12 protein-coding genes are annotated in these 14,903 nt (G+C 37.7%); 8 read left to right on the top strand and 4 right to left on the bottom strand.

Annotated features, from left to right (window positions below):
• Positions 1–179 precede the first annotated feature (179 nt).
• The 7 genes from glgB (at position 180) to apaG (ending at position 11,043) form a co-directional block, all read left to right on the top strand.
• A complete protein-coding gene (glgB, locus tag ASG31_RS10085) occupies positions 180–2,153 on the top strand; it encodes a 1,4-alpha-glucan branching protein GlgB (RefSeq protein WP_056031638.1) in 1,974 nt (657 codons plus the stop codon).
• Between the two features lie 45 nt (positions 2,154–2,198).
• Positions 2,199–3,605, top strand: coding sequence for a glycogen synthase (locus ASG31_RS10080; RefSeq protein WP_056031634.1), 1,407 nt, complete (start codon positions 2,199–2,201; stop codon positions 3,603–3,605).
• Positions 3,606–3,727: 122 nt separating this feature from the next.
• The gene (locus ASG31_RS10075) at positions 3,728–4,996 is read left to right on the top strand and encodes a glucose-1-phosphate adenylyltransferase (RefSeq protein ID WP_056031631.1); all 1,269 of its coding nucleotides are present in this window, start codon (positions 3,728–3,730) and stop codon (positions 4,994–4,996) included.
• A gap of 205 nt (positions 4,997–5,201) precedes the next feature.
• Positions 5,202–6,242 carry a hypothetical protein gene (locus ASG31_RS10070; RefSeq protein ID WP_056031628.1) on the top strand — a complete coding sequence of 347 codons (1,041 nt, stop codon included), beginning with the start codon at positions 5,202–5,204 and terminating at the stop codon, positions 6,240–6,242.
• Positions 6,243–6,366: 124 nt separating this feature from the next.
• On the top strand, positions 6,367–9,180 hold the full coding sequence (locus ASG31_RS10065; protein ID WP_056031626.1) for a 2-oxoglutarate dehydrogenase E1 component: 2,814 nt from the start codon (positions 6,367–6,369) through the stop codon (positions 9,178–9,180).
• 126 nt (positions 9,181–9,306) lie between these two features.
• Positions 9,307–10,572 (top strand): 2-oxoglutarate dehydrogenase complex dihydrolipoyllysine-residue succinyltransferase, encoded by a 1,266-nt coding sequence (odhB, locus tag ASG31_RS10060; RefSeq protein ID WP_056031623.1) that lies wholly within the window; start codon positions 9,307–9,309, stop codon positions 10,570–10,572.
• A gap of 84 nt (positions 10,573–10,656) precedes the next feature.
• Positions 10,657–11,043, top strand: coding sequence for a Co2+/Mg2+ efflux protein ApaG (apaG, locus tag ASG31_RS10055; protein WP_056031620.1), 387 nt, complete (start codon positions 10,657–10,659; stop codon positions 11,041–11,043).
• A 5-nt stretch (positions 11,044–11,048) separates the two neighbouring features.
• On the opposite strand, the gene ASG31_RS10050 is transcribed toward apaG, so the two are convergent.
• The 4 genes from ASG31_RS10050 to ASG31_RS10035 form a co-directional block, all read right to left on the bottom strand.
• Complete coding sequence (locus tag ASG31_RS10050) at positions 11,049–11,603, bottom strand: 3'-5' exonuclease (protein ID WP_056031617.1); 555 nt, start codon at positions 11,601–11,603, stop codon at positions 11,049–11,051.
• A gap of 159 nt (positions 11,604–11,762) precedes the next feature.
• Positions 11,763–12,275, bottom strand: a complete 513-nt coding sequence (locus ASG31_RS10045; protein WP_056031615.1) for an endonuclease V — start codon at positions 12,273–12,275, stop codon at positions 11,763–11,765.
• The gene (locus ASG31_RS10040; protein ID WP_056031611.1) at positions 12,275–13,246 is read right to left on the bottom strand and encodes a glycosyltransferase family 2 protein; all 972 of its coding nucleotides are present in this window, start codon (positions 13,244–13,246) and stop codon (positions 12,275–12,277) included. Before ASG31_RS10040 ends, ASG31_RS10045 begins: the two co-directional genes overlap by 1 nt.
• A complete protein-coding gene (locus tag ASG31_RS10035; protein ID WP_056031608.1) occupies positions 13,243–14,133 on the bottom strand; it encodes a lysophospholipid acyltransferase family protein in 891 nt (296 codons plus the stop codon). The genes ASG31_RS10040 and ASG31_RS10035 overlap by 4 nt, the downstream gene beginning before the upstream one ends.
• Positions 14,134–14,288: 155 nt before the next feature.
• On the opposite strand from ASG31_RS10035, the gene ASG31_RS10030 reads away from it, so the two are divergent.
• The gene (locus ASG31_RS10030; RefSeq protein ID WP_082504535.1) at positions 14,289–14,876 is read left to right on the top strand and encodes a thioredoxin family protein; all 588 of its coding nucleotides are present in this window, start codon (positions 14,289–14,291) and stop codon (positions 14,874–14,876) included.
• The last annotated feature ends 27 nt before the right edge of the window (positions 14,877–14,903 follow it).

Genomic DNA, 14,903 nt, shown 5'->3' with positions numbered 1-14,903 from the left:
ATTGAACAGTATTTGCATCAAGACAAATCCGAACGTGTAAACTAAATTTAAAATTAAAATTTTCTCAGCAGATGATTTTGAATGGATATTTTTCATATATTTACTACAATCTCTGTATTTTGGAGAATGGCAACAGAGCCGGATTTCCGGTTTACATGTCTGGAGGAAAAACATAATCGATGAATTCTGTACAAAATCATTCACTTTTCACTGAGCAAGATATCTATCTTTTCAAGGAAGGCAAGCATTACAAACTTTATGAGAGGTTTGGTTCACATTCCGTAGAGAAAGATGGGGTAAAAGGGGTGTACTTTTCTGTATGGGCGCCTTTTGCTAAAAAAGTTTCAGTTATTGGTAATTTTAACAGGTGGAACTCTAAGGATATGATTCTTTTTCCGCGCTGGGATCAATCCGGAATCTGGGAAGGCTTTATTCCCGGTCTTTCCTGGGGAACTTTATATAAATATGCCATTGAAACTCTTCAGGGTGAAATTTTGGAAAAAAGTGATCCTTATGCGCTCAGTTGGGAACAGAACCGTCAGGCAGCATCACTTATTTCAACAACGTACTATGATTGGGATGACAGTGAATGGATGCAGAACCGGTGGAAAAACAACAGTCTCAATGCTCCGGTTTCTGTTTACGAAATGCACATTGGCTCATGGCTGCGTTTTGGAGACAATCCAAAACAGTTTTTAAACTACCGCGACGTAGCCGGAAAACTTGTTCCATACATTCTGGAAATGGGTTTTACACATGTAGAATTTATGCCTGTGATGGAATATCCTTATGATCCAAGCTGGGGCTATCAGATTACAGGATTTTTTGCCGCAACATCAAGATTCGGATCTCCGCAGGATCTGATGTTTCTGATCAATGAACTTCATAAAAATAATATTGGAGTTATTCTCGATTGGGTTCCGTCCCATTTTCCAGGCGATGCCAATGGTCTGCACCGTTTTGACGGCTCTTACCTGTATGAGCACGAAGATCCCAGAAAAGGCTTTCACCCAGACTGGAAGTCCTATATTTTTAATTATGGAAGAAATGAGGTGAAATCTTTTCTGATTTCAAACGCCATGTTCTGGCTGGACCGTTATCATGCAGACGGATTGCGCGTGGATGCCGTAACATCGATGCTTCACCTCGATTATTCTAGAAATGAAGGAGAGTGGGAACCGAATATTTTTGGAACTAATGTGAATCTTGAAGCAAAAACTTTTCTTCAGGAATTTAATACTGCCGTGTACGGAGAGTTCGGAGAGTCTATTATGACCATAGCTGAAGAAAGTTCAGATTTTCCCATGCTCACAAAGCCTGTACATGACGGCGGGGTAGGGTTTGGGATGAAATGGATGATGGGCTGGATGCACGATACACTTAAATATTTTAAAGAAGATCCCATCAACAGAAAATATCAGCACCACAAGCTCACCTTTGCTTCTGCATACATGAATAATGAAAATTACATGATGCCTCTGTCTCACGATGAAGTGGTACACGGAAAAGCAAGTCTGATTTACAAAATGGTGGGTGATGAATGGCAGAAATTTGCCAATCTCAGGGCATTGTTTATCTATATGTATACACATCCCGGAGCAAAACTGCTTTTCATGGGAGACGAATTCGGGCAGACCAGCGAGTGGAATTTTACACAAAGTTTAGACTGGCATCTGCTGGAACATCATGTGCACAAAGGTTTGCAGACAGCGGTGAAAGATTTGAATCATTTATACAGAGAAGAAACAGCCCTCTACGAAAACCAGTTTAATTCTTACGGTTTTGAATGGGTGGAAGCAGATGATATAGAAAATTCTGTATATATTTATTTGCGGAAAGGAAAAAAAGAAGACGATATTTTAATGGTTATTCTGAATTTAACCCCAAGAGTGATTGATTACAAAGTTGGAGTGGATGAAAATTCAAAATGGGAAGTCATCTTCAATTCTGATGATGAAAAATATGGAGGTAGCGGAGTAAAAGCCAATATTTTCAGTGAAGATGAGGAAGAGTGGAAAGACAAAAAACACACAATAAGCATTAATCTTCCTGCACTTTCCGGCGTGGTTTTGAGATTTAAAAAGGGGATTAAACCAAAATCTGGAAAAAAAATAATCAGAAAAAGTCAAGCGGGCGGCAAACAGTTAAAATAAATAAAACGAAATCGATCTTAAAATTAAATCAGACTTAGAATCAATATGAATATATATCACCTCAGTACAGAATGTTACCCAGTCGCAAAGGTAGGCGGTCTTGCCGATGTCGTTGGTGCACTGCCTAAATATCAGAACAAAATTAAAGGCATCAGTGCCAAAGTGGTTATGCCCTTTTACAACAAGCCCTTTGTTTACGATCACGATTTTGAAACCGTTTTTGACGGATGGATTCATCAGGGTGGGAATATGCTGCAGGTTCAGGTTTTAAAGGAAAGAACAAATGTTTTGGAATTTGAACTTTTTATGGTAAGAATTCCCGGACTTTTAGATCGCGATAATCCTTATGGTTATCAGGATGAAAGCTTCCAGTTTCTGGCTTTTCAACACGGTTTGCTGCATTGGTTAACTGCGATGCAGATTCGTCCGGATGTGCTTCACTGTCACGATTATCACACAGGGCTCGTTCCTTTTATGATAGAAAACTGTCCGGAATTCGGGTTTTTAAAAGGGGTAAAAACAATTGCCACGATTCACAACGGAGAATATCAGGGCTGGATGAGCTGGGGAATGGCCAATTATTTTCCTGCTTTTGACCAGTACAAATGGGGGCTGTTAGACTGGGACGGCATGATCAATCCTTTAGCCTGCATGATTAAATGTGCAAACGCTTTCACTACAGTGTCAGAAGGTTATCTTCAGGAGCTTTTTGAGAGTTTTAAGGGTCTTGAAAGTCTCGTTAGAGACGAATACTACAAAGCCCACGGCATCATCAACGGAATTGATACAGAAGTGTGGAATCCTGCTACAGACCCCATGCTTGACTATAATTTCACCAAAAAAGACGTGTTTAAAAAGAAAAAACTGAGCAAAGAAAAACTCTGTAAAGAATATGGTCTCAATCCAGATTTACCGTTATTTGGGTTTATCGGAAGATTTGCAACAGAGAAAGGGGCAGATCTTTTACCGGATACGGTGTGGAAGAGTATTCAGCAAAACTATGGTGGTCTCAACATTATCATTTTAGGTTCGGGAAACAGATATCTTGAAGACAGACTTTCGGAACTTAGCTATTCTTTCAGCAATTTCGCGCTGGATCTTGGGTACAAAGAATATCTTTCGCATAAAATCTATGCTTCGGCAGATTTTTTGTTGATGCCTTCCAGAGTAGAGCCGTGCGGTCTTAATCAGATGTATGCCATGCGTTACGGAACAATACCGGTCGTAAGTTATACAGGTGGTTTGCGGGATACCGTAAAAGATATTTCAACGGGCGGTGCAGGAATTAATTTCACCTATCCTGGAGTTGATGATATTCTTCATGCGATTAACAGAGCGGTGAGTATGTATTACAAAAAAGATGTGATGCAGAGTCTGGTAAAAGCCAATATGAGTTTTGATTTTGCCTGGGAAAAATCTTCAGAAAAATACATCAGTCTGTATAAAAATTAGTATTTTAGAGAGCAGTATTAATTTCGAGATTTTCTTACGGAAGACAGAAAGTTTTAATATCCTTATTGAGAGAAATAAATATAATATAAACAAACCAAAAGGTGAAAAACCGCAACTAATTTATGAATCAAAATGTTATTTCGATTGTTTTGGGTGGTGGCAGAGGAACAAGACTGTTTCCGCTTACGTATACCAGATCAAAGCCTGCAGTTCCTATCGCAGGAAAGTACAGATTGGTAGATATTCCTATTTCAAACTGTCTGAACTCGGGGATGAACAAAATTCTTGTTCTTACTCAGTTTAATTCGGCATCACTTAACTCTCACATTAAAAATTCTTTCCATTTTGATATTTTCAGCAAAGGTTTTGTGGATATTCTGGCTGCTGAACAGAATGTGGAAAACGAAAACTGGTATCAGGGAACTGCTGATGCGGTGAGGCAGTCTATGAAACATCTTGAAAAATATGATTACGAATATATCCTTATTCTTTCAGGAGATCAGCTTTATCAGATGGATTTTCAGGAAATGCTGGATTTTCATATCGAAAAGGGTGGTGATGTAACCATTGCTACGATTCCGGTGAATGCTAAAGATGCTACAGGTTTCGGAATTTTAAGTTCTGATGATGAGGGAAATATTACCTCCTTCGTTGAAAAGCCAGGCTACGATATGCTGAACGGATTACAGTCTGAAGTTTCTGACGAAAATAAACAGAAAGGAAAAGAATATTTAGCATCGATGGGAATTTATATTTTCACCAAATCAATGCTAAAAAAAATGTTTGAAGACGGCGCAGGAGATGATTTCGGAAAAGATATTATTCCAAACGCGATTGGTAAATACACCACTTTAAGTTATCAGTATGAGGGATACTGGACGGACATCGGAACTATCGAGTCTTTCTACGAGGCCAATTTAGATCTGTGTCAGGATTTCCCTCAATTTAATCTGTTTTCTACATCACCTATTTTTACAAGAGCAAGAATGCTTCCACCATCTAAAATTAATGGTTCATACGTCAGCAAAGCAGTTTTTGGTGACGGATGCATCATCATGGCAGATAAAATAGAAAATTCTCTGATCGGAAACCGTACAAGAATAGATAAAGGAAGTACCATCGTAAATTCCTATGTGATGGGGTCAGATTTCTATCAGAATACAGCAGAAATCGTTGAAAATGATAAAAACGGATATCCAAATATGGGAATCGGAAAATACTGTTACATTGAAAGAACAATTATCGATAAAAACTGCTATATTGGTGATAACGTGAGAATTATCGGAGGTAAACACATTCCCGACGGTGATTATGGCACACACGCTGTTCAGGACGGTATTGTAGTTGTGAAAAAAGGAGCTGTGATTCACTCCGGAACGCACATCGGGTAGGAATGAGTGGTGAAAAATTGAGTAATGAGTAATTGGTAATGAGTGATTCAGAAAGTTTATGGTTATTTTTCACAATCTGATTTAACTGCAATTTAAAATCCATCACCCACCATCCTTCATCCATCACCCAACATTCCTCACCCAACAAAAAAAACAGAGTGATCAGCATATTGGTCACTCTTTTTAATTATGCTATTTTTGCGATATGCGTTTACTGAAATTTTTAGCGGTTATTATTTTACTTTTATTGGGAGCCTATGCCGCTTCTATGTACTTTTTTGTAGATGAAAACAAAGATTTTACCATCGAAAGAAAGGTTGAATATCCTTTGGAAAAGGTGTATTCGCAGTTTGATAATCTTCAGAGTTTCACCCGATGGAACAACTATTTTTCAAATTCGAAAACCATCAAAATTGATTATTATTCGCCGTACTCCGGGGAAGGAAGTGCAATCAGTTACACCGATCCCGTTACAGAAAATAACGGTGAAATGTTTGTTCGTTTTGCCAGTCAGAATAAGGGTTTAAGGTATCAGCTTTTTGAGGGTGACAATGAAAATCCGACGATTATTGAAGTTAAATTTAAAAAAGTTTCAGAAAATCAAACGCACATCAAATGGATGGTTCATACTCCGAAACTTCCCGTGTGGACGCGTGTAAAAAACTTCTGGACCGAAGACCGTTTCACCGAAAACATCAATAAAAGTATGGTGAATCTTAATAATGTTCTCGGTAATAAAGTAGAAAAAGATAATCAGCTTGCCGCAATAAAATACGACAGCATTATGGTGGAAAAAGACGAAAGCCAAATGCTTTTAGGAATTAATGTAAGTGCTTCCAACAAAAAAAACGCGCTGTACAGAAATCTGGCTATGAACTATAATAAAGTTTACAATTTTGTGACGATTGATCTGGGAAAAAAAGACGACGAATTTGGATTTCCGATGATGATTGCAGATCCGGATAATTTCAAAGATAAAGAAATTTCTTACTACGTGGGGATTCCTTTGAGCAAAAAAGAAGGTGTAACAGATAATAATTTCAGCTTCAGAACGTTGAACGGTGCCGAGAAATACATTATTTACTACAGGGGAAGTTTTGAAGGTTCGGTGAAAGCTGTTCAGCAGCTGGTTCAGAAAGCCAAAAAAGACGAATTGAGATATGGCGATGTCTCTCACATGTTCATAGAACCACCTGTTGAGAATCAGAACGTAAATGTGAAGATTTCTTTGTCAGTTTTTAAATAAAATGTCAAAAATCATATTCTTCTTTTCATTTTTTAAGGTTTTTCTAACATTTTACCTCACATTTTTTTGTTAAATTTGAAGATTAATTAGCAACATAAATTTTAATAACAGATATACTGTAATAATGGACAGATTTTCATTCCTAAACGCAGCTCATTCTCAGTTAATTGAGGATTTATACCAACAATACCTTAAATTTCCGGACTCTCTAGAACCATCATGGAAAGCTTTTTTTCAGGGCTTTGATTTTGCTTTAGAGAATTATTCAGACGAAGAAGATATTCAGCAAATCAAAAATGTTGTAAATGCTGCACCTGCAGTTCAGCAGATTTCGCAGGCCGCTTCTAACGGAGAAGTTCCGGAGCATATTAAAAAGGAATTTAAAGTGGTAAATCTTATTGAGGCGTACAGAACGAGAGGTCACCTTTTCACAAAAACAAATCCTGTACGTGAAAGAAGACATCATTCTCCAACTTTGGACATCGAAAATTTCGGTCTTGAAAAGTCAGATTTAAATACAAAATTCAACTGTGCAGTAGAAACAGGGATGAAAGGTCCTGCTTCACTTCAGGAAATCATTACACATCTTGAAAACATATACTGTGATTCTATCGGGGTAGAGTATATGCACATCAATAATGTAAAAGAGAAGGATTTTATCAAGCAGTGGATTCAGGTAAACGAAAACCATCCTGTTCTTAATGCCAACGAGAAAACTGAGATTTTACTGAAATTAAATCAGGCTGTAGCTTTTGAAAATTATCTTCACACGAAATTTGTAGGTCAGAAAAGATTCTCTCTTGAGGGTGGTGAAACTTTAATTCCTGCCTTGGATCAGTTGATCTCAAGATCTTCTCAGCTGGGTGTTGATGAGGTTGTTCTAGGGATGGCTCACAGAGGAAGACTGAACGTTTTAACAAATATTTTCGGGAAGTCTTACAAACAGATTTTCTCAGAATTTGAAGGGAAAGAATTTGAAGAAGATGTGTTTTCAGGTGACGTAAAATATCACTTAGGTTCATCTAAAAAAATCAAAACAGCTTCTGGCGAAGAAGTTTCTATCAATTTAACTCCAAACCCGTCTCACCTTGAAACGGTTGCCGCTTTGGTAGAAGGTATCTGCCGTGCAAAAGTGGATGATAAATACAAAGACTATTCTAAAGTTTTACCAATCATTATTCACGGTGATGGTGCTTTGGCTGGGCAGGGTATCGCTTACGAAGTTGCTCAGATGATGACTTTGGAAGGATACAGAACGGGTGGAACAGTTCATATCGTTGTGAATAATCAGGTTTCATTTACCACAAACTATCTGGATGCAAGGTCTTCTACATACTGTACAGATGTTGCAAAAGTAACCGAATCTCCTGTAATGCACGTGAATGCAGACGATGCAGAAGCTGTGGTTCATGCCATTCATTTTGCAGCTGATTTCAGAGCCAAATTTGGTAAAGACGTTTATATTGATCTTTTAGGTTACAGAAAATATGGGCATAATGAAGGTGATGAACCGAGATTTACGCAGCCTAATTTGTATAAATTGATTTCTAAGCATCAGAATCCAAGAGAAATTTACAAAGATCTTTTACTGAAAGAAAACGTAGTTTCCAACGATCTTATTGCAAAAATGGAAACAGAATTCAAAGCTCTTCTTGATAAAGATTTTGATGCTTCCAAAGAAATCGAGAAAAACGTAATGGATATCTTCATGGCAGACGACTGGACCGATTTCCCGATTGCGAAAAGAGGCGCTGTTCAGGAATCTGTTGATACAAAATACGATCTTGAAAAACTGAAAGAACTGGCGGTAAAAATGTCAACTCTTCCGGCTGATAAGAAGTTTTTAAATAAAATTACAAGGCTTTTCGAAAACAGACTGAAGGCTATCGAAGCTAACAGTTTAGATTGGGCTCTAGGTGAATGGCTGGCTTATGCTACGCTTCTTGTGGAAGGTCACAACGTAAGAATTTCCGGTGAAGATGTGGAAAGAGGTACATTCTCTCACAGACACGCCGTAGTAAAAACTGAAGATACTGAAGAAGAATATGTTCCTTTAAAAGAAGTTTCAGACAGCAGATTTGATGTTTTTAACTCTCATCTTTCTGAGTACGGAGTTTTAGGATTTGATTACGGTTATGCGATGGCGTCTCCTAATACTTTAACAATTTGGGAAGCGCAGTTCGGAGATTTCGTGAACGGAGCTCAGATTATTGTTGACCAGTATTTGGCTGCAGCAGAAGAAAAATGGAAGATTCAGGATGGTTTGGTAATGTTGTTGCCACATGGTTCAGAAGGTCAGGGTGCTGAGCACTCTTCAGCAAGACTGGAAAGATTCCTGACACTTTGTGCAAACGAAAATATGGTTGTGGCGAATATAACTTCCCCGGCCAACTACTTCCACCTGTTGAGAAGACAGTTGAAGTGGGCATTCAGAAAGCCGTTAATTGTAATGAGTCCAAAATCATTGCTAAGACATCCAAAAGTGGTTTCTCCGCTTGAAGATTTCTCAAACAAAGGATTCCAGCCAATTTTAGATGATCCTACTGCAGACCCTGCAAAAATTGAAAAATTAGTATTGTGTTCAGGTAAATTATACTTCGAATTATTGGCTAAAAAAGAAGAATTAAACTGTGCAAATGTTGCTTTGGTAAGATTCGAACAGTTGTATCCGCTTCAGACTGATGCAATCGAAGCTGTATTTGCTAAATATTCAAACAGAACTTCTCTGGTTTGGGCTCAGGAAGAACCTGAAAATATGGGTGCATGGTCATACATCTTAAGAAACTTCAGAGATACGGGAATTCAGGTAGTATCACCGGTTCAGAGTGGTGCGCCGGCTCCGGGAAGTCATAAAATGTTTGAGAAAAACCAAAATGCTGTAATCAACAGAGTTTTCGACAGAGATGATGCTCCGGCTAAAAGACCTGTTACAGCTTAACAACAGAAATAAGAGATTAAAGGATAAAAATCAGATATAAAAAGAAAAGTTTAGTCTCGTATCTGAAGTCTTTATTCTTTTAGTCTAAAAAAACTTAATATCAATTAAAAAAATAAAAAATACGATATGTCAATTTTAGAAATGAAAGTTCCTTCACCGGGAGAATCAATTACAGAAGTTGAAATTGCAACTTGGCTTGTAAAAGATGGTGATTACGTAGAAAAAGATCAACCAATCGCTGAAGTAGATTCAGACAAGGCAACATTAGAATTACCGGCGGAAGAAAGTGGTGTCATCACTTTGAAAGCAGAAGAGGGTGATGTAGTGCAGGTAGGCCAGGTTGTTTGTTTAATTGATAGAGACGCTGCAAAACCTGCGGGTGGTGCTGCACCAGGTGCGGAAGCGCCAAAACAGGAAGAAGCTCCTAAAGCTGCTGAGCCTGCAAAAACAGAAGCGCCAAAGCAGGAAGCTGCCAAGCCAGCTGCGGCTGCTACCCAATCTTATGCTACAGGTTCGCCATCTCCAGCTGCGAAGAAGATTCTTGACGAAAAAGGAATTGAAGCTTCTCAGGTTTCAGGTTCTGGAAGAGACGGAAGAATTTCTAAAACTGACGCTGAATTAGCTGCTAAACCAGCAATGGGCGGAACTTCTCTTTCTGCTACAGGTGCAAGATCTACTACAACAACCAAACTCTCAGTTTTAAGAAGAAAAATCGCTCAGAGATTGGTTTCTGTGAAGAACGAAACTGCGATGCTGACCACTTTTAACGAGGTGGATATGTCTGAAATTTTCAGATTAAGAAAACAATATAAAGAAGAATTTGCTCAAAAACACGGGGTTGGACTTGGTTTCATGTCTTTCTTCACGAAAGCAGTGACAAGAGCATTACAAATGTATCCTGATGTAAATGCATCTATCGACGGAGATTATAAAATCAACTATGATTTCTGTGATATTTCAATTGCAGTTTCAGGGCCGAAAGGTTTGATGGTTCCTGTGTTGAGAAATGCAGAAAATATGTCTTTCAGCAGTGTTGAAGCAAATATTAAGGATCTGGCAATCAAAGTAAGAGACGGTAAAATTACAGTTGACGAAATGACTGGCGGTACTTTCACGATTACAAACGGTGGTACTTTCGGATCAATGTTATCTACACCTATTATCAACCCTCCTCAATCTGCAATACTTGGAATGCACAACATTATCCAGAGACCGGTTGCGGTGGACGGGCAGGTGGTTATCAGACCAATGATGTACGTTGCAATGTCTTATGACCACAGAATTATCGACGGTAAAGAGTCTGTAGGATTCCTTGTTGCGGTAAAAGAAGGTATAGACAATCCGGTTGAAATTCTATTGGGTGGAGACGAAAGAAAAGGTCTTGGGCTTTAACTAAATCTCAATTTAAATAAAACTTAAAAACCCTGTCTCAAAAAAAGGCGGGGTTTTTGTATTTTAAAAATTAAATTTACTGCGATGTTTTCAAAAATTACTTCCAATATAAAAGTTTCTGTCGTCCCGGAGTACGATAGTAAAAACTCTTATCCATCAGAAAACAGACACGTTTTTAAATACAATATCGTTATTGAAAACTGCAGTGATTTTCCGGTAAAGATTATGAAAAGAAAGTGGTTGATCTTCGATGTTGGGTTTGGTTTTACAGAAGTGGTGGGAGATGGGATTATCGGTCTTACCCCAGAGTTGCAGTCTGGTGAAACTTTCACCTATTTTTCCAATGTAATGCTGAGATCTGGCTTGGGTAATATGAGTGGCAAATACCTTGTAAAAAATCTGTTTAACGAGGATAATTTTGAAATTGATATTCCCAAATTTAATCTCATGTCTGAAATTCTGAGCAATTAAGAACTTTAAAGCTTTTTTATTTTAGCCTTCATTACATCAGCCATTTCATCGTTGCTTGTAATAAATAACTTTTCAAAAGCCAAAAGTGAAACTTTTGCACAAACTTCTGCATCATCTCCGGCTCTGTGGTGGTTAAAACTGAGATTGTGATGTTCAGCAAGATGTTTTAAGCCATATTTTGGAAGATAATTCCAGGATTTTTTTGCAATCTGAATACTGCAGAGATAATTTATTTTCGGAGTAAAAATTCCGTAATGGTTCAGACAACTTCTCAAAACTCCCGCATCGAAAGCTGCATTATGGGCAATCATCATCGTTCCGTACATCATTTCTTCCATTTCATACCAGATTTCATCGAAGGTAGGTGAATCTTTCACATCATCCGGTAAAATCCCGTGTACATCAATATTTCGCGGCGAAAAGTAAGGAAAACTGGGTGGTTTGATAAGCCAGGTTTTCGTTTCAATTATTTCGGAGTTCTGCACCACACAAATACCAACTTCACAGGCAGAATTACGCTCAAATGTGGCAGTTTCAAAATCAATCGCGCAAAAATCCATCTTTTTATCTAAGTTTTATGTTGTGATTTATGGTTTTGGTTTTTTAGGTTTAGATTTAAGTTTTAATGTTTAAAATTCACACATCAACACTTCTTAACCCAAAATCTCAAGCCACGAAAGTCAAACCCCGAATACGAATCCGAATCCCAAATCTCAAATCTAAAATTCCCTCGTCAGCGTGTCAACTTTTTTCAGGAGAGTAGGAATTCTGTAATTTCCGTGCATTTTTTTGATTAAACCGAAGGCTGTTTCTATTTCAATTCCTACACTCGAGATGTACAGAGGAGTTTTGCTTTCACCTCGGAATAATTCCATCTTCAGCTTTTCAACGGTAGCAAAATTGGTTTTAGCAACGCCGATTACAGGAATTTTTTCTTTTAAACTGTAAAATAAACGCTTTCCCAAACCCGCTTTATATTCATCATCAAGATATACAAAACCGTCAATCACAATACACGAAATATCATTAATCTGAGTTTTTACTGTATCTAAAAGGCTCAGAATACACGGCAGTTCTCTTTTATAGAATTCACCCGGTATGTATTCTGAAACTCCATTTTTAACCTCAGAAAATTCAAAATCCGCAGTTTCTGCATACCAGTTTTCAAAAGCTAAACAAATGGTATTGGCTTTATCACCGTCAAAATAATACGTATCAAAAACGAGATTCATTATTTTAAAAAATGTTTAAAAATTAACCATTTGGTCTGATAATAATCGGATTTCTGAAAGTTCTGTCTTCTTTTCAGGCTTTCGGGAAGCTGTGCATAAAATCCAAAATGTCCTTTCAGTACGGCTCCGAAATGGGAAATTCCGTTTTTGTAGGCGAAGTAGAATGATGCAATTCCGTCTAAACACAATCGCAGAAATATCACCCATAATAAGTTTTGAAAAGGTAAATTCTTGGCGAGCATGGAAAGATTGTTTCTCATATTCAGAAACGTCTTTTTTGTGCTTTGCTTATTTAGCGTTCCGCCTCCTACGTGATAAACTTTAGATTTTCCGGTATAAAATATGGTTTTTCCTGAATTAATCAATCTCCAGCAGAGATCAATCTCTTCCTGATGGGCAAAAAATCTTTCATCAAAACCATTCTGTGCCCAAAAATCAGCAGACCGGATAAAGAGGCAGCAGCCTGAAGCCCAGAAAATCTCTGATTCACCATCGTACTGTCCGTTATCTTTTTCCACATCATCAAAAATTCTTCCCCGGCAGTAAGGATAACCCAAATTGTCTATCAAACCGCCACCGGCGCCTGCAAATTCAAAATATTTTCTATTATTGTAAGACAGTATTTTTGGCTGCACAGCTGCGATTCCGGCGTCTTTTTCAAAGACTTCCAAAACCGGTTCAATCCAGTTTTCTGTTACTTCCACATCTGAGTTCAGCAGACAGTAAAATTCTGCATCAATATGTTTCAGACCTTCGTTGTAACCGCCTGCAAAACCATAATTTTTGTTGTTTATTACAGTCTGTACGGCTGGGAAATTATTTTTTAAATAAGATACAGAATCATCATCAGAATGATTATCGATCACAAAAACATCTGCTGTTTGTGAAAATTTGAGAACAGATGGCAGGAATTTTTCAAGCCAAGACTTTCCGTTCCAGTTGAGAATAACTACTGCAATTTTCGACTTCATAAATAAGCTTTCTCTGAATCAAAATTTTTAATAGCCGACTGGTATTTCCATTTTCTGTGAGACCACAGATAATTGTCTGGATGTTTTTTGATGGTGTTTTCAAGATGTTTATGAAATTTTCTTACCACTTCATTTTCCACAAACTTTTCACCATCAGGCAAAATTCTGTGATAGTTAATCTGATAATATCCTCGCTTCACCTTCTTCATTTCGCAGTAAATTACTGCCATATCAAGTCTGGTAGCCAGTTTGTCGTATCCTATAAATGCGGGAGTACGCTGGTTCAGAAATTCCAGCCCGTAATTTACGTGGGCAACGTGCGGAGTCTGGTCTGCTACAAACAGAAAAATAGAATCACCGTCGTTGGGCGTTCTGAAAATCCTCATGATTACTTCTTTAGCCTCAATCGCTTCATTGCCGAATTTGTTTCTGATTTTCTTCATCTCATTTTCCCAGAAATTGCTGTTCACTTTCCGGTAAACAGGATGACTGTGTTTTTGCGGAACTACTTTCGCCAAAGCGTTCATCCACTCCCAGTTGAAAACATGGCCTGCCATCAGAATAATATTTTTTCCTTCTGCCTTGGCATCATGAAAGTGATGTTGATTGATGTGCTGCATTCTCACTCTGCCTTCTGTTCGGGACATGGTGAAAGATTTTACTGTTTCTGCAAGATAGTCGAAAAAATTCCGGTAAAATTTTGTTCTTATTTCGGCAATTTCCTGAGGAGATTTCTCCGGAAAAGATTTCACAAGATTTTCGGTAATTACTTTGTTACGGTAGCCGATGAAGGAAGCATTAAGCCAAAACATAAGATCAGAGAAAACATAAAGAATTCTGAGCGGCAGTCTGGAAATCAAATAAAGTATTTTGATTAAAAAATTCATAAGGTATGCAAAGGTAAGAATTAATAAAAGCAATATGTTATTTTGCAGGCTTAAAAATTGACAGTCTGATCTGTTTTTATACTCTTTTTAAAATTTAATGTCTAAATATTAACATAATTATTTAACTTTGATTAGGTTTTTCAATCTAGTATACAATGAAGAGAACAGTAAAAATTATGGGTGCATTTGGTCTTCTTTTAACAGGAAACCTTTTATTTGCACAGAAAGAGATAAAGACAGCTGAAGCTGAAAAAGACAAATCTTTACTCGTAAAAACGGATAATAAAGAGCTGGATCAGGAGGCTAAAAAGAAAGCTGCTGCTGAAGAAAAAGCAAAACTTCCGAAACCTTATGATGCGAAAGCAGATGCTGAAAAGGATATTCAAAACCTGATTGCAAAAGCTAAAAAAGAGAAGAAAAATATTATGATACAAGCTGGCGGAAACTGGTGCATCTGGTGTCTGAGATTTAATCAGTATGTACAGACCACGCCGGAACTCAAGAAATTAATCGATGATAATTATCTTTACTATCATCTGAACTGGTCTCCGGATAATAAGAATGAAAAGATTTTTGCAAAATATGGCAATCCGGGAGATAAATTGGGCTATCCTGTATTTATTGTTTTGGACCAAAACGGAAAACAGATTCACACGCAGGACAGTGCTGTTTTGGAAGACGGGAAAGGCTACGGATTGGAAAAAGTAAAAACTTTTTTTAACAGCTGGAAGCCTAAATCATAAATTTAAAACCGGAATTATTTTCCGGTT

The sequence above is a fragment of the Chryseobacterium sp. Leaf404 genome, assembly GCF_001424145.1.
GTDB lineage: Bacteria > Bacteroidota > Bacteroidia > Flavobacteriales > Weeksellaceae > Chryseobacterium.
Note: the sequence above shows the minus strand (reverse complement) of the source record. Positions and strands in the feature narration are given on the sequence as shown.